The organism is Janthinobacterium sp. 64, assembly GCF_002813325.1.
GTDB lineage: Bacteria > Pseudomonadota > Gammaproteobacteria > Burkholderiales > Burkholderiaceae_D > Janthinobacterium.
Genome location: NZ_PHUG01000001.1, coordinates 3,939,665 through 3,963,009, shown reverse-complemented (window position 1 = coordinate 3,963,009; position 23,345 = coordinate 3,939,665). Strand labels below are relative to the sequence as shown.

General features: G+C 58.5%; 17 protein-coding genes and 1 tRNA gene. 10 read left to right on the top strand and 8 right to left on the bottom strand.

Annotated features, from left to right (window positions below):
- Positions 1 to 13: 13 nt before the first annotated feature.
- A complete protein-coding gene (locus tag CLU91_RS17380) occupies positions 14 to 2,671 on the bottom strand; it encodes a TonB-dependent receptor (protein WP_100875161.1) in 2,658 nt (885 codons plus the stop codon).
- Positions 2,672 to 3,707: 1,036 nt separating this feature from the next.
- Here CLU91_RS17380 and CLU91_RS27925 point away from each other — a divergent pair.
- The 5 genes from CLU91_RS27925 to CLU91_RS17365 all read left to right on the top strand — a co-directional run bounded on the left by CLU91_RS27925 (position 3,708) and on the right by CLU91_RS17365 (position 6,967).
- Positions 3,708 to 3,863, top strand: coding sequence for a hypothetical protein (locus CLU91_RS27925; protein WP_157814722.1), 156 nt, complete (start codon positions 3,708 to 3,710; stop codon positions 3,861 to 3,863).
- 29 nt (positions 3,864 to 3,892) lie between these two features.
- The gene (locus tag CLU91_RS27920; protein WP_157814721.1) at positions 3,893 to 4,030 is read left to right on the top strand and encodes a hypothetical protein; all 138 of its coding nucleotides are present in this window, start codon (positions 3,893 to 3,895) and stop codon (positions 4,028 to 4,030) included.
- A gap of 78 nt (positions 4,031 to 4,108) precedes the next feature.
- The gene (locus CLU91_RS17375) at positions 4,109 to 5,017 is read left to right on the top strand and encodes a hypothetical protein (protein WP_157814720.1); all 909 of its coding nucleotides are present in this window, start codon (positions 4,109 to 4,111) and stop codon (positions 5,015 to 5,017) included.
- On the top strand, positions 5,001 to 6,050 hold the full coding sequence (locus CLU91_RS17370) for a M50 family metallopeptidase (RefSeq protein ID WP_100875159.1): 1,050 nt from the start codon (positions 5,001 to 5,003) through the stop codon (positions 6,048 to 6,050). Before CLU91_RS17375 ends, CLU91_RS17370 begins: the two co-directional genes overlap by 17 nt.
- A 203-nt stretch (positions 6,051 to 6,253) precedes the next feature.
- On the top strand, positions 6,254 to 6,967 hold the full coding sequence (locus tag CLU91_RS17365) for a hypothetical protein (RefSeq protein ID WP_157814719.1): 714 nt from the start codon (positions 6,254 to 6,256) through the stop codon (positions 6,965 to 6,967).
- A gap of 975 nt (positions 6,968 to 7,942) precedes the next feature.
- Here the strand turns inward: CLU91_RS17365 and CLU91_RS17360 are convergent.
- Positions 7,943 to 8,018 (bottom strand) — tRNA-Arg (locus tag CLU91_RS17360).
- Positions 8,019 to 8,218: 200 nt separating this feature from the next.
- Here CLU91_RS17360 and CLU91_RS17355 point away from each other — a divergent pair.
- Positions 8,219 to 8,779, top strand: coding sequence for a c-type cytochrome (locus CLU91_RS17355; RefSeq protein ID WP_100875157.1), 561 nt, complete (start codon positions 8,219 to 8,221; stop codon positions 8,777 to 8,779).
- A gap of 138 nt (positions 8,780 to 8,917) precedes the next feature.
- Here the strand turns inward: CLU91_RS17355 and CLU91_RS17350 are convergent, their stop codons facing one another.
- Positions 8,918 to 10,993 carry a M13 family metallopeptidase gene (locus CLU91_RS17350; RefSeq protein WP_100875156.1) on the bottom strand — a complete coding sequence of 692 codons (2,076 nt, stop codon included), beginning with the start codon at positions 10,991 to 10,993 and terminating at the stop codon, positions 8,918 to 8,920.
- A 188-nt stretch (positions 10,994 to 11,181) separates the two neighbouring features.
- The gene (locus tag CLU91_RS17345; protein WP_100875155.1) at positions 11,182 to 13,257 is read right to left on the bottom strand and encodes a M13 family metallopeptidase; all 2,076 of its coding nucleotides are present in this window, start codon (positions 13,255 to 13,257) and stop codon (positions 11,182 to 11,184) included.
- Between the two features lie 499 nt (positions 13,258 to 13,756).
- Here CLU91_RS17345 and CLU91_RS17340 point away from each other — a divergent pair, with 499 nt between their 5' ends.
- From CLU91_RS17340 to ybaL, 3 genes are all read left to right on the top strand, one after another.
- Complete coding sequence (locus CLU91_RS17340; protein ID WP_100875154.1) at positions 13,757 to 15,199, top strand: S41 family peptidase; 1,443 nt, start codon at positions 13,757 to 13,759, stop codon at positions 15,197 to 15,199.
- Positions 15,200 to 15,380: 181 nt separating this feature from the next.
- Positions 15,381 to 16,502, top strand: coding sequence for a beta-ketoacyl-ACP synthase III (locus tag CLU91_RS17335; protein ID WP_100875153.1), 1,122 nt, complete (start codon positions 15,381 to 15,383; stop codon positions 16,500 to 16,502).
- Between the two features lie 211 nt (positions 16,503 to 16,713).
- Positions 16,714 to 18,423 carry a YbaL family putative K(+) efflux transporter gene (ybaL, locus tag CLU91_RS17330; protein WP_100875152.1) on the top strand — a complete coding sequence of 570 codons (1,710 nt, stop codon included), beginning with the start codon at positions 16,714 to 16,716 and terminating at the stop codon, positions 18,421 to 18,423.
- Between the two features lie 79 nt (positions 18,424 to 18,502).
- Here the strand turns inward: ybaL and CLU91_RS17325 are convergent, their stop codons facing one another.
- On the bottom strand, positions 18,503 to 20,548 hold the full coding sequence (locus CLU91_RS17325; RefSeq protein ID WP_100875151.1) for an NADPH-dependent 2,4-dienoyl-CoA reductase: 2,046 nt from the start codon (positions 20,546 to 20,548) through the stop codon (positions 18,503 to 18,505).
- Between the two features lie 159 nt (positions 20,549 to 20,707).
- Here CLU91_RS17325 and CLU91_RS17320 point away from each other — a divergent pair, with 159 nt between their 5' ends.
- Positions 20,708 to 21,289 (top strand): SRPBCC family protein, encoded by a 582-nt coding sequence (locus CLU91_RS17320; protein WP_232730784.1) that lies wholly within the window; start codon positions 20,708 to 20,710, stop codon positions 21,287 to 21,289.
- On the opposite strand, the gene CLU91_RS17315 is transcribed toward CLU91_RS17320, so the two are convergent.
- The 3 genes from CLU91_RS17315 to pip form a co-directional block, all read right to left on the bottom strand.
- Positions 21,290 to 21,745, bottom strand: a complete 456-nt coding sequence (locus CLU91_RS17315; protein WP_100875150.1) for a hypothetical protein — start codon at positions 21,743 to 21,745, stop codon at positions 21,290 to 21,292. It lies immediately after the preceding gene.
- A 41-nt stretch (positions 21,746 to 21,786) separates the two neighbouring features.
- On the bottom strand, positions 21,787 to 22,227 hold the full coding sequence (locus CLU91_RS17310; RefSeq protein ID WP_100875149.1) for a DUF2721 domain-containing protein: 441 nt from the start codon (positions 22,225 to 22,227) through the stop codon (positions 21,787 to 21,789).
- Between the two features lie 112 nt (positions 22,228 to 22,339).
- Positions 22,340 to 23,296, bottom strand: a complete 957-nt coding sequence (gene pip / locus CLU91_RS17305; protein WP_100875148.1) for a prolyl aminopeptidase — start codon at positions 23,294 to 23,296, stop codon at positions 22,340 to 22,342.
- Between the last annotated feature and the right edge of the window lie 49 nt (positions 23,297 to 23,345).

The following is a 23,345-nucleotide window of genomic DNA, read 5'->3' as shown; positions in this document are numbered from 1 at the left end:
CGATGCGATCAACTTACATCTTCCAGCGCAGTGATACGCCAACTGTCCGGTCATAGCGGCGCGTATCGCGCGGATACACGCCCGCAGTGTTCCAGTAATCCTTGAACTTGGTGTCGAGCAAGTTATTCCCGTCGAGGGTCACCGTGAACTGCTCGTTGATCTTGTACGACAGCGAACCGTCGAGCTGGGCTGTGGCCGCCACTTTCAAGTCCAGGCCGGGGCCGCCCTGGTTGTAGCTGTCGATGAATTTCGAGCGCCAGTTGTAGGCCAAACGGCCCGACCAGGCGTCTTTTTCGTACAGCACGACCAGGTTGTAGGCATAGCGCGACACGCCCGTGATGGCATGGCTGCCCGTCTCGTCGTTGGTCTTGCCGCTCATATAGGTGCCATTCGCTTGCAAGCCCAGGCCGCTCAACAGGCCCGGCAAGCCGTCATAAAATTGCTGGTAGCCAATTTCCAGGCCTTGCAGCTTGCCGGCGGCCGTGTTGTACGGGCGGTCCACGTCATAGGTCTTGCCGGCGATGGTTTCGCTGGAAATGCGTTGCTGGATATAGCCATCGAACTTGTGGTGGAACACGGTGGCCGTGACGGAACCGGCGGGCGCGAAATACCATTCCAGCGCGGCATCGACATTGTCGCCCGTTACCGGTTTCAAGTTCGGATTGCCGCCCGCGCCCGTCGCCTTCACCGTTTCCGTCGAGTTGACCAGAGCCACGCCCGGGTTCAGCTGGGAAAAGCCGGGGCGGCTGATGGTGCGGCCCGCAGCGAAGCGGCCGACCAGATCAGAGCGCAGCTTGATTTTCAGGGCCACGCTGGGCAGCACATCGGTGCTGGCCGTGTCGCTGATGACGGGCGTGTACACGCCATCTTGCGAACTGTTGCCTTGCAAGCTTTGCTCGGTGCGCACGACGCGCACGCCCAGAGTGCCGTCGACGGGGTAGGCACCCAGCTTGAAGGCGACCTTCGCCTTGGTATAGAGGGAATACGTCTTTTCCGTATCCTTGAAGAAGGAGCCCGGGTCCATGGCGCGCGCGGTGCTGCTGCCCGTGACGGCTTGGCGGATCGTGCCCGTGTTATTGAGCAGGAAGCTGGCGCACGGCGTGTACCACTGCTTCAAACCATAGTCGGGGCCGCCGCTGGACATCGGTTCCGACATACAATTCAAGCCGGGAATCGAGGTCACGCTCTGGCGACTGAACGGAAACGCGGCGCCGGACACGTCCGGTGCTTCCGCATTGCCCTCGAAGCTCTTGATCGATTCGGCTTCGCGTTTGACGCCGCGCAAGCCGACGCTGATTTCCTTGAAGATGCCGCCCGCACTCGGCGTGTAGGCCAGGTCGGCGCGCACGTCGTTCGAGCTGCCCTGATCCCGGCCGTAGCGGTCGAAAAAGCCCTTCAGATAGTAATTCGACGGGTCTTGCACATCGACGCCCGTGTAGTCGACGTGCAAGGTGCCGTTCTGGTTGGTATTGATGCGGGCATTCGGCACGACGGTAATGGCATCGAGAATCGGGTTGCGCCAGGCATAGCTGCTTTTGGTGCTGGCCACTTCCGACGTGAAACGCCATTCCGGATTGATATCCCACAAGCCACCCACGGCAAACTGATGCGTCTTCGTCTGGTTCTTGTTCGCCTGCGTCGACATGATGGTGTTGACGTTGGTGGACGTGAGCGTTTGCAGCTGGTTGGTGCCAGGAATTTTTGTTGCCGACACGGCCGTGCCCCACCATGGCAAGCCGACAAAGTAATCGGACTCGGCGTCGAGCAGGAAGCGCGTGGCCATGCCTTCCGCGTACAGCTCGACGTCGGCGTTCGGGCGCCATTGCAGCACGGCATTGGCGGTCGTGCGGCGGCGGTCGCCCTTGATCGGCAGCAAGCCCACCTGATCCGGCCCCGTCAAGCCAGGCAACAGGAAACTTTTATCCACGGGCGCCGTATTGAATGCGCGCTCTTCATGGTAGCGGTGCTGCTGCTGCGACAAGCCCAACAGCGCGCCCACTTCGCCGATGCCCGTCTTCCAGCGGTTCGACAGCATGCCGCTGATGTTCGGGTCGGTGGCTTTCGATTTGTCGCTGTAGACGGCGCGCGTATTCACGCTGGCGGTAAACTCCTTGAAATCGAACGGACGATTCGTGCGCACGTCGATGATGCCAGCCACGCCGCCTTCAACCTGGCCCGCGCCCTGCGATTTATAGACGTCCACGCGCTGCAGCATGGTGGCGGGAATGTCGGCCAGGTTGACGTAGCGGCCCGTGGTGGTGAACAGTTCGCGGCCATTGAGCAGGGTCGTGACATCGCGCAAGCCGCGGATCATGACGGCGCTCGCCTCACCGGAATCGCGACGGATCTGGATGCCGGAAATGCGCGCCAGCGTCTCGGCCACGTTGTTGTCAGGGAATTTGCCGATGTCGTCGGCCACGATGGAATCGATGACCTGGTCCGAGCGCATCTTGATCTGCTGCGAATTCTGCGCCGAACGGCGCACGCCGCTGACGGTCACGACCGACACTTCCGCCGCCGGCTCGGCACTGGCCTCGGCCGCCACCGCCTCCTGCGCCCACACCGAAGCCGTGCTCAGCAAGCCAATACCGGCCAGTGCCGCAACGGCTGCCTTCAAAGTAAATGAACGAGGGGAAGTAGCCGCGAGCGGGCCGGTGGCGTGGCGCATCATGAATCTCCAGATATTGTATTGATATTTTTTATGTCGCTTGCATGTCGTTCGCATGCTCGGCGTTTATCTTAGGGGCTGGGCGATAATCTCTCCAATCAATTTTTCCACTGTTTTGATATCAATTTTGATATCGGTGGTGGAGGGACTTTGAAGGTTGTAAAGTGACAACGGCAGGGGCGTCAGAGGTGTTTTCGGGTCTGCGACGCACAAAAAAGTGGCATCTCTGGCAAGCAGCGATACAGACCTTGTCAGGCTTGCTGAAGTAATAGTTGCATGCCCAGGAAAACGGGCAGCGGTTAGCTTTCTTGCAGCTACCTCTTGATTTTCAGGCTCAACATGGTTCCTTAGCCAGAAACCCGTGCTGACGAGAGTGATGACTGCGAGTCGAAAGATACAGGAGGCTCCAAACAGGACGTTTATGGCGTGATTGTAAAAAAGAATCGCCACTGTTCAAACGCAATTAAATGCCCTAGGAAAAAAAAGACCGTCTCGCGAAGGCTTGATGGAGAATCAATATAATCCTCAGGAAATTCTTGTGAAGTGATGACGAACAGAACCGGCTGCTATGCAAGGCGCCCACTGCTAGCAGTGGGCAACGCCGCAGAGCGCCGGTTACGGAAGTCAGAAATTACAATAATTTAGTGGGTTACTTAGCATGCGCCAATAGGCAGTAGCCGCTGTACACTCGTTCTGCATAACGGCTCGCTCAAGATGGTGGTGGTGGGACGATTGCCATCGAGACAATACATATCAGGCTTTCACGAAAAAAAATCCACGAATTGTCACAATGTTGCTTTTCCATCACTCAGAAAAATAATTACTTTACCAACATCATCTTCATTTCTACAAAAAACATGAAAAATCAATAGCTTAAGAAGTGGAAACTTCTTGATTCACCTACCTAAATAATTTCCGTGAATATACAATTGATAGTCAGGTGCAATTTTCTGTTAAAGTTAAATCTCGTAACAAGGGTTGGAAACGTCGTTTAACTTCCTCGAAAATCACAACATGTAATATTTTTTTGGAGAAATTCGTGAATCAAGATGTTCAGATCGCTTTATCGATGACCACACGCCGTAATGATACGGATGCGCCGGTTGGTGAAATTACTCTGCAAGAAATCGAGGCGCGTGAAAATGCATCGGCCAACGACACGATTTATTGCTGCATTGTAAACGTGGCTTTTTAAAAAATTAATCATAATTTAGTGGAGTAATAATGAATCAATCAGAACAAGTAGTTATCAAAAAAGATCAAGCCATTGAAATTATCGCTATCACCTTGGAAGAGATTGAGCAGCGCGAAAATGCGGTGAATCAGGTCGCTTGTTGCATCTTCAATTTCGACGCGAGTTAATCAAGTCGAAGTAGCAATATCATTTATCATCAATTAATAATTTTGCCGGCTTCTGATTGATGCCGGCAAAATTTTTTGATGTGCCAGAAGCATGCGTATTTACACCTTTCATATATGACTCCTACTAGTCAAGCGGCGACTATCGCCAATTTATCACGCATGGGTTATCCAGCAGACCATTCTCGCTATATTTCCGAGCAATGGACCAACTATCAACGTGCATTTTCCTTGCATTCTTTAGCATCTATCGGCTCCATCGATCTTCCAGTGTACGACGCTGGCCTACCGGACGATGTCGGCGGACAATTCTTCATGTCATGTCACTACGGATCTTATCCACATGTAGTGCACGCTATAGCGAGGCGGGCAAAAGATCGAACCATTTATGTACTAATCGGCAGCGAGAGTGACAGCCTGAAAACGATTCTGCATCAGCGCGCACGAGAAACCAATATAGCTATCCAGTTCATCGACGGTGGTTTTGGCATGCTGCGTCAACTTAAACGTGCACTAGCTGATGGCTACCCTGTCTTTGTTGAAATCGACGTTCCTTGGGGGCAGACCCACGAATGCAATGTCTCCTTCCCATTTATCGGTGGCGAGATCAAAGCCAAAGATGCGTTGTTTCGGATGATCGATCGCCTAGCGGTGCCTAAGCATTTTATACTCTCGATGGTGGGTGAGCAGTCGATTATCATTACCAACTATGGTGATCTGAACCAAGAAAAATGCTTTGCTGTGTTTGCCGATGCGGTTCGCAATAGTCCTCAACAATACGAGCGCCTATTTCAAATGCATATGTATTTTGAGCCGGCTCAACCATCAGACGTCGCAATTGTCTGGCAAGGGAAAACCGGCCGATACATGCTACATGCACATGACATGAAAGCTTGGTCCTTACCTGTCACGGATGAAACCAACGTATCGCTTAAGGACTGCATACAATCTGTCATCGGCAGGAAGGTAAGCCATGTGGTTTCGCTTTGAAGTAGATCAGTTGGCTAGCAAGAACGGTAAGCTGATGGTAGTGCGCGGCGACCGTCACCTCCTGGTCGGCGGCTTACCGGCAATGGATTTGACAAAGCTCACGCAGGCCTATGCAAAACATGATTTCATCGCCAGTAGTGAACTATCGCCCGAGGCGCTCTCGACTTTGGTAAATGGAAATATTCTCGCGCCAACCGATCTAGCCGCACTTAGCGGGCACAAAGCCACACGCGGCGCAGAGCGCCGTCAATTGTCCTATGTGCTAGCGTATCCCTTGCGTCACATGGGTTCTGCTGCCGGATTGATAATAATGTGCTTGATGTCATTGTTACTCTACCAGCACTCTCACCAAGCATTTAAAGTACTCAGTATTGCCGCTTTGGTACAAACTGCACCCGCAACGCAAATTGCGTTGGCCGTATTCACCCTGCTACTGACAACTATCGTTCACGAACTTGGTCATGCAACTGCAGCGTGCTACTACACCGGAACAGTCGGTCGAGTGCATTTTCGATTAATCTGGGGTATCCCCGCCATGACTGTGGATGTCACTAGCCATTGCTTGGCCAACCGCACTGGAAAAATTTGCATTTCTCTTGCCGGAGCCATATTTCAACTCCTGATTTCGTTTTTTATCTTGGCGAGTACCAATATCTCAGGTATTCAGGCTGGCGCATGTTTAGGAATTTTCCTCGCATTATTCAATCTTCTACCGCTTCCATTTTATGACGGTTATTGGGTACTGGTCGATCTGATTGGCCGAAAATTTCGGCCGCGTCTATTAAATACAAAGGACCCTCTAGAAATAATCTATGGACTGGCACTCATGATCTTGTTTATCAATACAGTGCCATCAGCCTTACGAGCTATTTTTTCCCAATATATGCTGAGTACCAGTATGATGGCCAGTTCCCCCGTACGAAGCATTGTACTCTTTATATTTTGTGTATTTGCCATGATGTCGGTATTAATGTTCAGTTACTCATTATTTAAAAATTTGTTGGGCGCTAGAACCAGCGATCATACTTCCTGATGCTAAGTAACCCCCCAATAAATTATTGTGATTTCTGACTTCCATAACCGGCGCTCTGCGGCGTTGCTCACTGCTAGCAGTGCTCGCACTGCATCGCAGCGAACGCCTTGCACAACATCCGGTTCTGTTCGTCATAAATTCACACTGATTTCCCGAGGATTACTTAAAATTTTCTCTTCACTTTATGAAATGATATTGAAACTATGCGTAAGTTATTTATTGGCTATGCCTTCTCGGCTCTTCTTTTAGGCAATAGTGTTGTCTATGCACAAGAAACTGAATCAGTACAGACCGTGGAAGTCAAAAGCATCCGCGTACGATTTGTATCATATAAAGAATCATATGCTTTGGCGAAAAAAGTGCAAATTGCTACGTCAGGGCGAGTAGCTATGGGCCTGATGTTCACTCCGGCCAAGCCAGGCGTGCAAATAAACGATATTCAGCTGTGGCTCGACGGTGAACAAAGTTCGACTCCGATCAAAGTGACCAAGGGTATTTTTGTAGTTCCTGTCAACGATGAAGTGGCTGAACAAAATGGAAGCTATTCGATTAACAAACAAAAAGGTGAGCTGAATGTCCGCATCACCGTGTTGCCCGCAATCGCCAATAATGCCTGGACTATCGGAAAAGTTCGCCAATCGATAATTGATGCCACGAATGCGATTGACAAATTCACGCCTTGGTATCAGAAACCTTTCGCGATGAAGGTTAATTCCGTCGGCGTGTGCAGTAGTGAAGCTGGTGCACCAGTCAAGTTGATGAATGGAGATGTCGTCGTCACTGCGTTGGTAACCAGTGAAAAAAATACTGACGATAGTGGACATCAGGTCTATTGTCAGTCGTTTGCTAGCGATGCGAAGTATGACGACAACCTCCGCATTGACATTCCAGATAATGCACAAGTTCTGTTTCTGTAGTAATTTATTTCTGGATAGGCAAGGCAATCAATCGCATGGAATAGCCTCCGCATAAGCAGCGAACGGATCAGCAGCAGGGCTGACATCCCCGCCCCCGACTTGGCCGCCTGACACTGCAAATAATAGGACGATAGCTGGACGTTGCGGCCTCGACGAACCGCACCATCATCAAGCCATCCACTGGCTCATGGCAACCCGTTATTTGCACGTCACCGATACTATCGATGGACTCCGCGCTGCCATCCAGAAGCCGGCGAGGACGCGACAGCGTCCTCCCTGGCTGGATGCCAGCCGCAGGCGAAAACGATCAGCGCCGCAAACATAGCGCACGTTGCCAAAACTCGCCGAGTCAGGAAAAAACCATTCCAGCTCGTGCATCCCCGGTCCCATTCATTACAGCGCATTCCACACAATCAGTGCACAACCAAAAACGAAACACGTCATCCTAAGTAATCCTCAGGAAATTATTGTGAATTTATGAAGAACAGAGCCGGATGCCATGCAAGGCACGCAGTGCGAGCACTGCTAGCCGTGGGCAACACCGCAGAGCGCCGGTTATGGAGGGGGTTACTTATTTTTGCGCACGGTGTCCGGCGAGCAGACCATCTCGGAGGCGGAATTGAGGTGCTGCGAGAATGGATTATGCCGTGGAGCCGTCGGCCGGGTCCTGATGCTAAACGGACGCTGCCTCTGCCGGAAGGCAAGGTCTATCTTGATCCCATCGCGACGAATTTATCACCTCCAGCATGCTGAGGACGTCACTAGTAGATTTGCTTATCAAGACGACCGTTTTGATCTTTTGCCATGACAGAACTCCGTAGTGGTAGGAGTCACGTACAGGAAAAATTGGCCAATATCGAGATCGCAAAATCAGGGGATTCTTAGGGAAAATTCCCCAAAGTTTTTCCCAATGGCGAGTCCGAGGTATTAGCATCCAATAAAATTCATTTAAATCATTGATTTTATTAGAAAATTTGGTGCGGCTGGCGGGGATCGAACCCACGACCCTTGGCTTCGGAGGCCAATACTCTATCCACTGAGCTACAGCCGCGTAGGGGGGAATTTCTGAAGTGATGCGAAGGATACCGTTTTTCTTTACCTACGTCTACGGAAACTGTCGTATCGCTGGCAATTGCATGTCACTGCTCAATTTTTGTGCCTATAATTGTGGGTTTCATAAAGGTTTACATACAAGCATGTAAAAATGCTACCTTACACGGCCATCAGTTTCAAATCTGGACTAAGGACATCATGAGCGACGCACATAACGAACAACAATCAGCGATCAAAACGCCTAAACAATTGCTTGCCGCCGTAGCTGGCTTCTTCCTCGTCACCGTCATCGGCATCATCCTGCTGGTGCAGTTCGTCACGGCGCAAAAACTGACGGGTGCCGGTACGGACAGCCAGGCGCCGGAAGCCATTGCCGAGCGCCTGAGCCCGGTGGCCAACGCCGGCTTTACCTTCAAGGATGCCAGTGGTCCGAAGGTGCTGCAAAGCGGCGAAGCCGTCTACACGGCCACCTGCGTGGCTTGCCATGGCGCCGGCGTGGCCGGTGCACCGAAATTTGGCGATGCGGGCAGCTGGTCGGCACGCCTGGCGCAGGGTTACGATACGGTCCTGAAACACGCCATCGAAGGCTTGCGCGCGATGCCGGCCAAGGGCGGCAATCCTGACCTCGACGATGTGGAAGTGGCGCGCGCCGTCGTCTACATCGCCAACGCGTCGGGCGGCAAGTTCAAGGAACCGGAAGTGCCGGCACCGGCCGCTGCCGCCGACGGCACCGCTCCGGCAGCCGAGCCTGCCAAGTAATTCAGCCAGCGCGCTGAACCAGGAACCGCCCGGATGGGCGGTTTTTTTTTCGCCAGCAGTTTGCGCCAGATCACACGGCGTAAAAAAGCCGCCCGGCTTGCGCGGGGCGGCTGGCAACTAATGCCTGGGACAAGCGTCTTACCACATGATGACGCGGTCTTTCGGTGGCAGATACATCTTGTCGCCCGGTTTCACGTCGAAGGCTTGATAGAAGCCGGGCTGGTTGCGCATGGTGCCGTTGGCGCGGAACTGGCCTGGCGAGTGCGGGTCCGTTTTCAGCAAGACCAGTTGCTGCGCTTCACGCATCTTCATGCGCCAGACTTGGGCAAAGCCCGCATAGAAACGCTGTTCGCCCGTGAAACCGTCGATGACGGGGGCTTTCTTGCCATTGAGCGACAATTTATACGCTTTGTACGCGATCGCCACGCCGGAATTGTCGGCGATGTTCTCGCCCAGGGTCAGCTCGCCGTTGACGAAGTGGCCTTTCACCGGGCTGAAGCTGTTGTACTGCGCCACCAGTTGCTTGGTTTTCTTGGCGAAGTTTTTATGGTCAGCCTTGGTCCACCAGTCGCGCAGGTTGCCGTCGCCGTCGTACTGGGCACCCTGGTCGTCAAAGCCATGGCTGATTTCATGACCGATCACGCCGCCGATGGCGCCATAGTTGACGGCGTCGTCCGCGTTGGCGTCGAAGAACGGCGCTTGCAGGATGGCGGCCGGGAAGACGATTTCGTTCAGTTCCGGGTTGTAATAGGCGTTCACGGTCTGCGGCGTCATGCCCCACTCGTCGCGGTCGATGGGCTGGCCCAGCTTGTTCAATTCGCGGTTGTAATTGAGCAAGTGCGAACGCTGGATGTTGCCGATCAAGTCGTCCGGCGCCACCGTCAGGCCCGAGTAATCGCGCCATTTGTTCGGATAGCCGATCTTGGTGGTGAACTTGGCCAGTTTGATTTGCGCCTGTTTCTTGGTGACAGGACTCATCCAGTCGAGCTTGTCGATGCTTTGCTTGTAGGCCGTCATCAGGTTTTTCACCAGCGCTTCCATGCGTACCTTGCGCTCGGCGGGGAAATATTGCTCCACGTACAGCTGGCCCACGGCTTCGCCCAGCGCGCCTTCGACGGCGCCCACGCCACGCTTCCAGCGCGGACGCATTTCCGTCACGCCCGTCAGGGTGGTGCCATAAAACGCAAAGTTTTCATCGACATACGCTTTCGGCAGGTAGCCGGCGTTGGCGTGCAGCAAGTGCCACTGGAAGTACGCTTTCCATGTCGCCAGCGGTGTCTTGTTGGCGATCTCGGCAAAGCCTTTCAGGTAGCTGGGCTGGCTGACGATCACGTAATTGACCTTGCCGGCGATGCCCGTGTCCTTCAGGTAGCGGGCCCAGTCGTAGCCTGGCGCCACTTCCGCCAGTTTCGCCAGCTCGACCTTGTTGTAGGTCTTGACGGGATCGCGGTTCTGCACATTGCTCCATTGCGCCTTGGCCAGATCCGTTTCCAGCGCGAGGATAGCCTTGGCGTTGGCAGCAGCATTCGCATCGCCGGCCAGGCTCAGCATTTTTTCCACGTGGGCCAGGTATTTGGCGCGCGTATCGGCCTTGCCCGCTTCCAAGTAGTAGTCGCGGTCAGGCAGGCCCAGGCCGCTTTGCACGATGTCGGCCACGTATTTGGTGGAATCCTTGGCGTCCTGGTGGATGCCGAAGTCGTAAGGCGAAGTCACGCCCAGCTTGCTGAAGTGGGCGATGACGGCCGGCAACTCCGCCTTGTCCTGCAGCGCGGCGATCTTCGCCAGCTCGGCGTTCAAGGGCGTCAGGCCCAGGCTTTCCAGCTTGGCTTCATCCATGAAGCTATTATAGAAATCACCGATTTTCTGGGCATTCGAGCCGGCCGCGCGGGCCTTGTCGGCGGCGGCGCCTTCGACGATGCCGCGCAGCTGCGTTTGCGTATCGTCGGCCAGCTTGGCAAAGCTGCCCCAGCTCGACTTGTCGGCAGGAATGACGGTTTCCGCCAGCCATTTGCCGTTCAGGTGCTGGAACAGGTCGTCCTGCGCGCGCACGGCAGGGTCGACGTATTCGACGGCGATGCCGGACGTCAGCGCGGCAGCGGCGACGGCCGTGGCGGGAGCCGCAGCGGCTTTCTTGGCCGTATCAGCGGCACCAGCCATGCCGGACACGCCGGCCAGCAAACTCAGGGTCAATGCACTTAACAAATAACGATTCACGGTTGTCCTCTATATTGTATTGTGTGAAATATAAGGGTCAGAAGGCCCAGGGCTTCTGGCCCGGTTTTTGACTGTAGCATACCGGCCGAAACGACAGAAAAAACTTTGGCAGGAATGCAAAAAAGACCACGCGAGGTGGTCTTTCTTGTTGCTACAGTAATACGTTTTCCGCTATGACGCGCAGCCGCTTACCAGATGATCACGCGGTTTTCCGGAGCCACGTACATCTTGTCACCCGGTTTCACGCCAAACGCTTCATAAAAACCTGGCTGGTTGACCATGGTGCCATTCGCGCGGTACTGGCCCGGCGAATGCGGGTCAGTCTTGATCTGCACGATCTGCTGCGCTTCGCGCATCTTGCTGCGCCACACCTGGCCAAAGCCCATGTAGAAGCGCTGGTCGCCCGTCAAGCCATCGAGCACGGGCGCCGGCTTGCCGCCCAGCGAAATCTTGTAGGCTTTATAGGCGATCGCCACGCCCGAGTTGTCGGCGATGTTCTCGCCCAGGGTCAGGGCGCCGTTGACGTTGTAGCCCGGCAATGGGCTGTAGCCATCGTACTGCTTGGTCAGCGCATCGGCCTTGGCCGCGAAGTTCTTGCGGTCGGCCGGGGTCCACCAGTCGCGCAGGTTGCCATCGCCATCGGACTGGCTGCCCTTGTCGTCGAAGCCGTGGCTGATTTCATGGCCGATGACGGCGCCGATGGCGCCATAGTTGACGGCGTCGTCCGCATTGGCGTCGAAGAACGGCGGTTGCAGGATGGATGCGGGGAAGACGATTTCATTCATCGTCGAGCTGTAATAGGCGTTCACCGTCTGCGGCGTCATGCCCCACTCTTCGCGGTCGATCGGTTTGCCCAGCTTGGCCACCTGGCGCGCCGAAGCGAAATTGGCCGCGCGCATGATGTTGCCCACCAGGTCGCCCTGAACGATTTGCAGCTTCGTGTAATCGCGCCATTTGTTCGGATACGCGATCTTCGGCGTGAACTTGGCCAGCTTGGCTTGCGCTTCTTTCTTGGTCTCCGGGCTCATCCAGTCCAGCGTGTCGATGCTGTCCTTGTAGGCGGCCAGCACGTTTTTCACCAGTTCCTGCATGTGCGCCTTGCGCTCTGCCGGGAAATATTGCGCCACGTACAGTTTGCCGACGGCTTCGCCCAGCACGCCTTCGACGGCGCCCACGCCACGCTTCCAGCGCGGCTGGTTCTGCGTCACGCCACTGAGTACCGTGCCATAGAAGGCAAAGTTCTCGTCGACGAAGTTTTTCGACAGATAGCTGGCATAGCTGTTCAGCAACTGCCATTCGAAGTAGGCTTTCACGGTGTCCAGGTCGCTTGCGGCCAGTACCTTGTTGTAGCCGGCCAGGTAGCTGGGCTGGTTGACGATGACGTAATCGACCTTGTTGGCGATGCCCAAGGCAGCCAGGCTGGACTTCAGGTCGTAGCCGGGGGTCAGGTCGTTGAGCTTGTTGATGTCGGTCTTGTTGTAGCGTTTCACGGGGTCGCGGTTCTCAACCTTGGTCCATTGCACTTCGGCCAGGGCCGTTTCCAGCGCAACGACAGCCTTGGCGCGGGCGGCGGCATTCTTGTCGCCGGCCATGGCCAGCATTTTTTCCACGTGCGCCTGGTATTTTTCTTTCACGCCAGCCTGCTTGGCTTCCAGGTAGTAATCGCGGTCAGGCATGCCCAGGCCGCTTTGGCTCACATACACGGCGTATTTGGTGGAGGCGCGGGCATCCTGGCCCACATACACGGCGTACGGGGTCGACACGCGCGCCTGGCTCAGGTGGGCGATCAGGGCGGGCACGCCCTTCTTGTCGCGCAGCGAGCGAATGCGGTTCAATTCGCCGGCCAGCGGCTTCGTGCCCAGCGCATCGAGTTTGGCTTCATCCATGTAGCTGGCGTACAGGTCGCCGATTTTCTGTGCTTCGGAACCGGCCTTCTTGTGCTTGTCCTGTTGCGTCGCTTCGATAATGCCGCGCAATTGCGGCGTCGTGTCATCGCGCAGCTTGGCGAACGAACCCCAGCTCGACTTGTCGGCAGGAATCTCGGCCGTGGCCAGCCACTTGCCATTCAAATGGGTGAAAAAGTCGTCCTGCACGCGCACGGCAGGGTCGATGTACTGCACGTCGATGCCGGAAACGACGCCAGCGGCGGCAGGTGCGACGCTGGGAGCTACGGTCGGGGCGGCAGCGGCGGATACGGGTTCGGCGGCATGGGCAAACGCAGCCAACAGGGTCAGGGTCAGACTGCTCAAGAGATAGCGATTCACGGATTGTCCTTATGGGGCATGTCAAAAAAGACCGGGCAGATAGCTGCGGGCGGATAGCCCACCGCGCCAGGCGCTGCAGGAATGTAGCACGCGAGCATGCCATTTGGCCATCCTTGCCCCCGGAATCGCCCCTCAGTTGCCCATGCTCACGCCCGCGCCTCCCATGCAATATCATGCTGGCTCCGGATAAAAAAAAACCTGCGTCCGCAGACGCAGGCAAAACCACTTCGGGTCGAGAATGCGAGTCCACTATAGGGCCGCCGCACATGCTTTTTTTCGACTCTTACAAATGCTTACTCCCCTCAAGACTCACCATACATCGCATACAAAACTGCAACATATGGCAAGCTGGCAGCCCCGTTTTCGCGCGTAGACTGGCTCCAGGCACGCTTTTTCCACGGCCGGCCCACGCCGGCAGAGATTCAGGTCTATACTTTCAACAAAGCGCCGCTCCACGGGGACTGGCGCTTGTGCAAGACACGCTAGCTGCAAAGGTGCAATGATGGGCAAACTCAAAAATACCGGCTTGATCGGCCTGGGCGTGGTGGCCGGCGTCGCCGTGTCGCTGCAATTTTCCGCCATGGCGCAAAAAAACGTCGAGCCGCCCCTGCCACTGGAAGAGTTGCGCCAGCTGGCCGATGTGTTTGGCCTGATCAAGTCCGATTACGTCGAACCCGTCGAAGACAAGAAACTGCTGGAAGACGCCATTTCCGGCATGGTCGCCTCGCTCGACCCCCATTCCGCCTACCTCGACAAGAAAGCCTACGCCGAACTGCGCGAAGGCTCCGAAGGCAAGTTCGTCGGCCTGGGCATTGAAATTGGCCTCAGCGAAGACGGCTACATCAAGATCGTCTCGCCCATCGAGGACTCGCCCGCCTACCGCGCCGGCATCAAGGCCGGCGACTTGATTACCCGCCTCGATGGCCAGCCCGTGAAGGGCGTCAGCCTCGACGACAACGTCAAGCGCATGCGCGGCGAACCGGGCACCAAGGTGTCGCTGACGATTGCCCGCAAGGATGAACCACAGCCGCTGGCCTTCACCATCACGCGCGAGGAAATCCACCAGAAAAGCGTGAAGGCGAAGATGGTCGAGCCCGGCTACGCCTGGCTGCGCGTGTCGCAATTCCAGGAACCGACCGTCGACGACATGGCAGCACAGATCACGGCGCTGTACAAACAGGACCCGCACATCAAGGGCATGGTGCTGGACCTGCGCAACGATCCGGGCGGCGTGCTGCAGGGCGCCATCGGCGTCTCGGCCGCCTTCCTGCCGAAGGACGCTGCCATCGTCTCGACCAACGGCCAGTTGCCCGATTCAAAACAGGTGTTCTACGGCCGCGCCGAATACTATAGCTTCCGCTCGGAAGGCGACGCGCTGGCGAAATTGCCGGCCGCCATCAAGAAAGTGCCGCTGGTGGTGCTCGTCAACACGGGCTCGGCTTCGGCCTCGGAAATCGTCGCCGGCGCCCTGCAGGATTACCAGCGCGCCACCATCATCGGCACGCAAACCTTCGGCAAGGGTTCCGTGCAAACCATCCGTCAATTGACGGCCGACACGGCCGTCAAGCTGACGACGGCCCGCTACTACACGCCGAATGGCCGCTCGATCCAGGCCAAGGGCATCGTGCCCGACCTGCTGGTCGATGAAAATGCGGACGGCGACGGCCTCAACGGCTTGCGCATTCGCGAAGCGGACCTGACCAAGCACCTGAGCAACGACCGCGACAAGGAAAGCACCAAGGCGGCCCCCGTCAACGACGAGATGGAAGAGCAATTGCGCCTCATCGCGCTGGAAAAGACCCGCAAGCCGCTGGAATTTGGCAGCAAGGACGATTTTCAATTGCACCAGGCGCTGAATCACCTGAAGGGCTTGCCGGTGCAACTGGCCAAGGCCGAACCGGTGGTGGTGCAAGCCGACGTCAAGAAAGAACAGAAGAAGTAAGCAATTTGGGGTCAGACCCGCCAGGTCTGACCCCACCCAGCACGTCCACGCGACAAAAATCAATCTTCCGCCACACATCGCCCTGCCCCGCAACACGAAACTCTCTACAGTCGAGCCCGTTTGTGTAAAATTTGCTTCACTTATCGGCGCCACGTCGATTGCCAAATTTGAAAGTTTAACCATGAAACAAGTCGTCATCAGCGGTACCGGACTGTACACGCCGCCATTTTCGATCTCCAACGAAGAGCTGGTCACCTGCTTCAATGCCTACGCGGAAAAATTCAATGCCGACAACGCTGACGCGATCGCCGCGGGCACGGTGACGGCGCTGGATCTGTCGAGCGTGGCCTTCATCGAAAAGGCGTCCGGCATCAAGTCGCGCTTCGTGATGGAAAAAGAAGGCATTCTCGACCCGGCACGCATGGTCTCGCGCATCGCGGAGCGGGGCGATGACGAACTGTCCTTGCAGGCGGAAATGGCCGTGGCCGCCGCGCACGACGCGCTGGCCCGCGCCGGCCGCACGCCGGCCGATATCGACATGGTACTGGTCGCTTGCAGCAACATGCAGCGCGCCTACCCGGCCATGGCCGTGGAGGTGCAGGATGCGCTCGGCATCGACGGTTATGGTTTTGACATGAACGTGGCGTGCTCGTCGGCCACCTTCGGCATCCAGCAAGCCGTGGCCGCCGTGCAAAGCGGCCAGGCGCGCGCCGTGCTGGTGTTGAATCCCGAAATCACCAGCGGCCACCTGAACTGGCGCGACCGCGACAGCCATTTCATTTTCGGCGACGCCTGCACCGCCATCATCGTCGAAGCCAAGGACACGGCCGTGTCGCAGCACCAGTTCGAGATCATCGGCACGGAACTCAAAACGCGCTTCTCGAATGCCATCCGCAACAATTTCGGCTTCCTCAACCGTTTTGACGAGTCCGGCGTGGGCCAGGCGGATAAACTGTTCCGCCAGCAAGGCCGCAAGGTCTTCAAGGAAGTGTGCCCGATGGCCGCCGAAATGATCAAGGCGACCCTCGCCAAGGCCGGCGTGGAAGTGGCGCAAGTCTCCCGCTACTGGCTGCACCAGGCCAACCTGAACATGAATTTGCTGATCGCGCGCCTGATCCTGGGCCGCGATGCCGAGGCCAACGAAGCGCCCGTGATCCTCGACACCTACGCCAACACCTCGTCGGCCGGTTCCATCATCGCCTTCCACAAATATCAGGATGACATGGCGGCGGGCAGCACGGGCGTCATCTGCTCGTTCGGCGCCGGCTATTCCATCGGCTGCGTGGTCGTGCGCAAGCTCTGAGCGCATGGGTGTAACATCGTTTGATTCCTTGAATTAGGCGATGTTCGAGGTGGATAACATGCGTTCGTGGCCACCTGGACGAAGATATAGCACAGGTTTTTTGTCATAAAGCCGCAGGAAATTTTCCGGCAGGGGCTTTGATGCGTTTATACTTGGTCGCTGAGCAACATCTTTTTCTACCCGCACGTCCCCCATAAGGAACCCCACACGCATGCCCCATGACATTAGCCTGATCACCACCATCGCCGCCGCCCTCGGGTTCGGCCTCATCTTCGGCTTCATCGCCGCGCGCCTGAAACTGCCGGCACTGGTCGGCTATCTGGCCGCCGGCATCATCATCGGACCGGCCACGCCCGGTTTTGTGGCGGATGCGGAAATAGCGGGACAATTGGCGGAAATCGGGGTGATGCTGATGATGTTCGGTGTCGGCCTGCACTTTTCCATCGAAGACTTGTGGGACGTGCGCAAGATTGCGCTGCCCGGCGCCATCCTGCAGATCGGCGTCGCCACGGCGATGGGCATGGGCCTGGCCCACTGGTGGGGCTGGACCCTCGGTGGCGGGCTGGTCTTTGGCCTGGCCCTGTCCGTGGCCAGTACCGTGGTGCTGCTGCGCGCGCTGGAAGAGCGGGGCATCCTCGACTCGCTCAATGGCCGCATCGCCGTCGGCTGGCTGGTGGTGGAAGACCTCGTCACCGTGCTGGTGCTCGTGCTGCTGCCGGCGTTCGCCGGTGTGCTCGGTGGCAAGGTCGCGCCGGATGCCGAGGCCACCAGCCTGTGGCAAACCCTGGCCGTGACCCTGGGACAAGTGGCCGGTTTCATCGTCTTCATGCTGGTGGTGGGCCGCAAGCTGTTCCCATGGATTTTGTGGCAAGTGGCGCGCACCGGTTCGCGTGAGCTGTTTACCCTGTGCGTGATCGCCGCCGCCGTCGGCATCGCCTACGCTTCTACCAAACTGTTCGGCGTGTCGTTCGCACTGGGCGCCTTTTTTGCCGGCATGGTGCTGCGCGAATCCGAACTGAGCCACCGCGCCGCGGAAGAGTCCCTGCCCCTGCGCGACGCGTTTGCCGTGCTGTTCTTCGTTTCCGTCGGCATGCTGTTCGAACCGAACATCCTCATCGACAAGCCCCTGCAAGTGCTGGCCGTGTGCGCCATCATTATCTTCGGCAAGTCGATTGCCGCCTTTTTGCTGGTGATGGCCCTGCGCTATCCGCCAAAAACGGCCATCATCGTCTCGGCCAGCCTGGCGCAGATCGGTGAATTCTCGTTCATCCTGGCCGCGCTGGGCCTGTCCCTGGGCCTGATGCCGCAGGAAGGGCAAAGCCTGATCCTGGCCGGCGCCATTTTGTCGATTGCCCTCAACCCGCTCGTGTTCAGCATGGCCAAGCCGCTGCTGCGCGTGATGAACAACAGCGATTTTGCGCGCAAGTTCGAACGCACCACCGACCCGCTGGCCGAGCTGCCGATGACGGTGCCGCAGGAAAAACTGTCGGGCCAGATCGTGCTGGTCGGCTATGGCCGCGTGGGCCGGCGCATCGCCGCCGCCCTGATGGAACGCGGCATTCATTTTGTCGTCGCCGAGGAAAACCGCGAAATCGTCGACCAGCTGCGCAAGCAGGGCATTCCGGCCGTGGCCGGCAATGCGGGCGAACCGGCCGTATTGATCCAGGCGCACATCACGCACGCCACCATGCTCGTCATCGCCACGCCCGATACCTTCCACGTACGCGCCATGATCGAGACGGCGCGCGCGCTGAACCCCGCCATCCTGACGGTGGTGCGCACGCACAGCGAGGAAGAGGCGGAATTGCTGCGCGCGGAAAACGCGGGCAAGGTGTTTATCGGCGAGCACGAGCTGGCCAATGGCATGGCCGAACACGTGCTGCAGAGTTTTGAGACGGCGAAGAAGGGGCATGGCCATTAAGGTTCTTTGATGCCGAACCTCCAGCCCATGCAAATGCCGGGGTCGGACCCTGAGGGTCCGACCCCAGTTTTTCTCCGGGTTATAAACTCGCCGCCAGCTCCGCCCCTTCCCGTATCGCCCGCTTGGCGTCGAGTTCCGCCGCCAGCGCGGCGCCGCCTATCTTGTGGAAGCGCGGGCCGCCCGCCTGCAGGGGCTTGCCATCCTTGTCCGTTTCCGGCATGAGTTCCGTCAAGCTGTCCTGGCCCGCGCAGATGACCACGTTGTCCACCGCCAGCAGGCGCTGCTCGCCGCCCACGGTGATGTGCAAGCCCTGCGCGTCGATCTTGTCGTAGCTCACGCCGGCCAGCATGGCCACGCCGTTTCTCGCCAGCGCCGCGCGGTGCACCCAGCCCGACGTCTTGCCCAGCCCCGCACCCACTTTCGAGGTCTTGCGCTGCAACAGGAAGATTTGCCGCACGGGATGGGGGGCTGCGGGCGGCACCAGGCCGCCACCGGTGGCCGCATTCAAGTCCACGCCCCACTCGCCCGCCCACGTCGCCACGGATTGCGGCAGCGGGTGCGCCGGGTCGTGCAGCAAATACTCGCCCACGTCGAAGCCGATGCCGCCCGCGCCGATGATGGCCACGCGCGCGCCCACCGGCTTCTTGGCTTGCAGCACATCCAGATACGACAGCACTTTCGGGTGGTCGATGCCGGGAATGGCCGGCAGGCGCACCTTGATGCCGGTAGCGACGATGACGTCGTCATAGCCGCCGGCCAGCAATTGCTCGCGCGTCACGCGCTGGCCCAGGCGCAGCTTGACGTCCAGCAGCGCCAGCCGACGCGCAAAATAGCGGATGGTTTCCGTGAATTCTTCCTTGCCCGGTATCTGCATCGCCACCTTGAACTGGCCGCCCACGCTGTCGCTGCTGTCGAACAGGGTCACCTCGTGCCCGCATTCGGCGGCCACGCAGGCGGCGGACAAGCCCGCCGGCCCGGCGCCGACGACGGCCACCCGGCGCGGCACGGCCTTTTTCGCGTAAACAAGTTCCGTTTCATGGCAGGCGCGCGGGTTGACCAGGCAGCTGGCGCGCTTGTTGGCAAAGGTGTGGTCCAGGCAGGCCTGGTTGCAGCCGATGCAGGTGTTGATTTCGTCGGCGCGGCCCGAGGCGGCCTTGGCGACAAAATCAGGGTCGGCCAGGAAGGGGCGCGCCATCGACACGAGGTCGCAGTCGCCCCGTTCCAGGATGGCGTTCGCTTCGTGCGGCATGTTGATGCGGTTCGACGCCACCACGGGAATGGTGACTTCGCGGCGCAGCCGGCCCGCCACGCTGGCAAAGGCGGCGCGCGGCACCGAGGTGACGATGGTGGGCACCCGGGCCTCATGCCAGCCGAAGCCGGTATTGAGAATGGTCACGCCCGCCTGTTCCAGCGCCTTGGCCACCGTCACCACGTCATCCCAGGTATTGCCGCCCTCGACCAGGTCGAGCAGCGAGTGGCGGTACATGATGATGAAGTTGGGGCCGACGGCGGCGCGGATGCGGCGCACGATCTCCACGGGCAGGCGCATGCGGTTCTCGATCGTGCCGCCCCAGCGGTCCTGGCGCAGATTCGTGCGCGCGCACAGGAACTGGTTCAACAAATATCCTTCGCTGCCCATCACTTCGATGCCGTCATAGCCCGCCTTTTGCGCCAGGCGCGCGCAGCGCACGTAGTCGCAGATGGTGCGCTCGATGCCGCGCTCGCTTAAGGGACGGGGGCGGAACGGGGAGATCGGCGATTTTTTTGCCGATGCCGACACGACGAAGGGCTGATAGCCATAGCGGCCCGCATGCAGGATCTGCATGACGATCTTGCCGCCCTCTTCGTGCACGGCGCGCGTCACCTTGCGGTGGTTCGGCACGTCGCCGAGGAAATTGAGGGTGCCGCCGAATGGCAGCAGCCAGCCCTGGCGGTTCGGCGAGATGCCGCCCGTGACGATCAGCCCCACGCCGCCGCGCGCCCGTTCGCGGTAGAACGCGGCCAGCTTGCCATAATGATAGAACCGGTCTTCCAGGCCCGTATGCATGGACCCCATGATGACGCGGTTGCGCAAGGAGGTAAAACCCAGGTCGAGCGGGGCCAGCAGATGTGGATAGGCAGTCATGGTGATCGGTCCGGTAGAAGTGGTTGCAGGCCGTACGGTAGCAAGCATTGCCGATCGCCGCAGCGACTTTCTCTAGACCGGGAGTTCTAAATCGCCGCGCGCGCCCGCTGGCGATGGGTACAGCTTGTGCCGCGCGCTAGTTTCCCGTAGGCTAGGTGCATGACGCGACTCTTCCTCTGCCTGCTGATGCTGTGCGCCGTCCCCGCGACCGCGCTGGCACAGGCACAGCGCCTGGACAAGCTGAAGGTCGACGTCAAGCGCATCGAGGTCGACGGGCAGCGCATGTATGAAGTCGATGCCAGCGGCAGCGTGCAGGCGCCGCCGGCGTCCGTGTGGAAGACCCTGACCACGTACGAGCGCATGAGCGAATTCGTGCCCGACCTCAGTTCCTGCCGCGTGCTGTCGCGCAACGGCAATGAAATCATCATCGAGCAGCAGGGCATGGCGCGCTTCCTGTTCATGAACCACGCCATCCACCTCGTGGTGCGGGCCACGGAGACGCCGTTGACCTCCATCGACATCGCCCTGATCTCGGGCGACATGCGGCATTACGAAGCACGCTGGAATCTGTTTCCCGTACCCGAGACGGGCGGCACGCGCATCGTCTTTTCCAGCCGGCTGATGCCGGGCTTCTATGTGCCCGGCATGCTGGGCACGACCATGATACGCGGCGATATCGAGCGCATGATGGCAGCCGTCTTAGCCCGCATCGACAGCCAGCACGCCGACAAAGCGGGCTAACTACGCCAGATACGTGTCGCGGTCGCGGATTTCCGCGAAGTTTTCCAGGCTGCCCAGTTTTACCGTGACGGGGTTCAGGCTCGCTTGCGGCTGCATCGAGCGCCAGGCGAACAGCCATTCCTGCTCGGGCGCTTCGGCGCGCGTCTTGGTGAAGGCGGCGCCCAGGGCCGCGCGCTGGCCATACTCGACCAGGCCATCGATGCCTGCCCAGCTGGGCAGGGTGCGCTGCACGGCGCGGTGCAGGCGTTCGCCGAATTCTTCCGTGTTATGGATGATCAAACAGGCGTCGGCCGGGGCAAACAGGTCGAACAGGTGCTTGTCCCACACTTGCGAAAAGCTCAGGGTCAAACAATTGCCCGCTGGCATCAGGCGGAACTGGCCCAGGCTCAGCGCCAGCTCGAGTTCGCTGCGCTGGCCGTAGCGGTGCAGGGTGGGGGGACGTTTGTAATCGTGCATGCTTGACTCGTTCTTCAATAGTAGGGTAAACCGGCGCGCGCTTAATGGGGCGGGCGGATATGGCGCCGGATGCGCTGGGCTTTGGCGGCCAGGTGAATTTCGCGCAGTAAATAAATAAAACAGCCGATCAGGCAAATCACGGCCAGCACAAAGAAGGCCGCGATGTATTTATCGAGGGTCAGGTTCAGAATATCGCCCAAAAACAGCATGGCGATGATGACGCAGACGAAGAAACCGCAGGCCGTGCTCAGCGAAATCGAGTAATTAATCAGATGGGTACGCGTATAGAGCGTATCTAGCTCATCCATATAGAAATCGTTGTAACCGATGTCGAGCCGGTCTTCCAGCACGCGCGTGCGATCGATGATGCGGCCCAGGCGATTGGTCAGCACCACCAGCATGGTGCCGATGCCGGTCAGCAGGAAAACCGGCGCAATCGCCAGCTGAATGATATGGCCGATGTCGCCGATCTGTATGTTCATGGATAAAAAGTCGTGGGTTCACACCGGCGCCCGACCCTGGTGCCAGCACAGGCCGTAGTGTAGCAGGTGGCGCACGCCGGCTGGCCGCTTTGCCAACCGGCATGTTGTAATGTCATGCGAAGCCGCGCCCCGGCACGAAGCGCTCGGTGGCGCGCACCAGCGCCGAAGCGATGCCGTGCTCCAGCGCGCCATGGCCCGCGTCCGGTATCATCTCCAGCTGGGAACCGGGCCAGGCCTGCTGCAAACGGTAGGCCGACAGCGGCGGGCAGATGGCGTCGTAGCGTCCCTGCACGATGACGGCCGGCAAGTGCGCGATGCGCCCCATGTTGCGGATCAGCTGGTCTTCCTCGAAAAAGCCCAGGTTGGCCATGTAATGCGATTCGAGCCTGCCCACGCCAAGGTCGAGCGCATCGTTCGGCGCGTCTTCCGGCTGCGGCATCAGGTACACGCGGCGCCCCTCGAAGCGGCTCCAGGCGCGCGCGGCAGGCCAGTACACGGCGGGATCGCTGCTGAGGATGCGTTGCACGTAAGCGGCCAGCAAGTCGCCCCGCTCCTCGGCCGGAATGGGCGCGGCAAATTCTGCGTACAGTTCCGGATAAAACCAGCGCACGCCTTCGATGAACCAGTCGATTTCCGCCTGCGTGCACAAAAAGATGCCGCGCAGTACGAAACCGAGGCAAGCTGCCGGATGCGCCTGGCCATACGCCAGCGCCAGGGTCGAGCCCCAGGAGCCGCCAAACACCAGCCATTGGGCGATGCCGAACTGGGCGCGCAGCACTTCGATATCGTCGATCAGCAACTGCGTCGTGTTGTTGCGCCATTCACCCAGCGGCGTGGACTTGCCCGCGCCGCGCTGGTCGAACAGGATCACGCGGTAGCGCTGCGGGTCAAAAAAGCGGCGGTGCTGCGGCGACAGGCCCGCGCCCGGGCCACCATGCAGGAACAGCACGGGAATGCCGTCGGGATTGCCGCACTCTTCCCAATAAATGGTGTGGATGTCATCAACCGCCAGCATGCCGTGCCGGTTCGGCGTCAGGGCGGGAAACAGGGGCGACAGGGAGTCTGGCATGGCGAGCGGTCCTTGGAATGGCGGTCAGGGCGCCAGGCACGATTCCTGG

Bases quoted from the DNA above. Each gene is read 5' to 3' on its own strand.
- CLU91_RS17380 (WP_100875161.1), bottom strand. From the start codon at position 2,671: ATGATGCGCCACGCCACCGGCCCGCTCGCGGCTACTTCCCCTCGTTCA.
- CLU91_RS27920 (WP_157814721.1), top strand. From the start codon at position 3,893: ATGAATCAATCAGAACAAGTAGTTATCAAAAAAGATCAAGCCATTGAA.
- CLU91_RS17375 (WP_157814720.1), top strand. From the start codon at position 4,109: ATGTGCCAGAAGCATGCGTATTTACACCTTTCATATATGACTCCTACT.
- CLU91_RS17370 (WP_100875159.1), top strand. From the start codon at position 5,001: ATGTGGTTTCGCTTTGAAGTAGATCAGTTGGCTAGCAAGAACGGTAAG.
- CLU91_RS17365 (WP_157814719.1), top strand. From the start codon at position 6,254: ATGCGTAAGTTATTTATTGGCTATGCCTTCTCGGCTCTTCTTTTAGGC.
- CLU91_RS17355 (WP_100875157.1), top strand. From the start codon at position 8,219: ATGAGCGACGCACATAACGAACAACAATCAGCGATCAAAACGCCTAAA.
- CLU91_RS17340 (WP_100875154.1), top strand. From the start codon at position 13,757: ATGATGGGCAAACTCAAAAATACCGGCTTGATCGGCCTGGGCGTGGTG.
- CLU91_RS17335 (WP_100875153.1), top strand. From the start codon at position 15,381: ATGAAACAAGTCGTCATCAGCGGTACCGGACTGTACACGCCGCCATTT.
- ybaL (WP_100875152.1), top strand. From the start codon at position 16,714: ATGCCCCATGACATTAGCCTGATCACCACCATCGCCGCCGCCCTCGGG.
- CLU91_RS17325 (WP_100875151.1), bottom strand. From the start codon at position 20,548: ATGACTGCCTATCCACATCTGCTGGCCCCGCTCGACCTGGGTTTTACC.
- CLU91_RS17320 (WP_232730784.1), top strand. From the start codon at position 20,708: ATGACGCGACTCTTCCTCTGCCTGCTGATGCTGTGCGCCGTCCCCGCG.
- CLU91_RS17315 (WP_100875150.1), bottom strand. From the start codon at position 21,745: ATGCACGATTACAAACGTCCCCCCACCCTGCACCGCTACGGCCAGCGC.
- CLU91_RS17310 (WP_100875149.1), bottom strand. From the start codon at position 22,227: ATGAACATACAGATCGGCGACATCGGCCATATCATTCAGCTGGCGATT.
- pip (WP_100875148.1), bottom strand. From the start codon at position 23,296: ATGCCAGACTCCCTGTCGCCCCTGTTTCCCGCCCTGACGCCGAACCGG.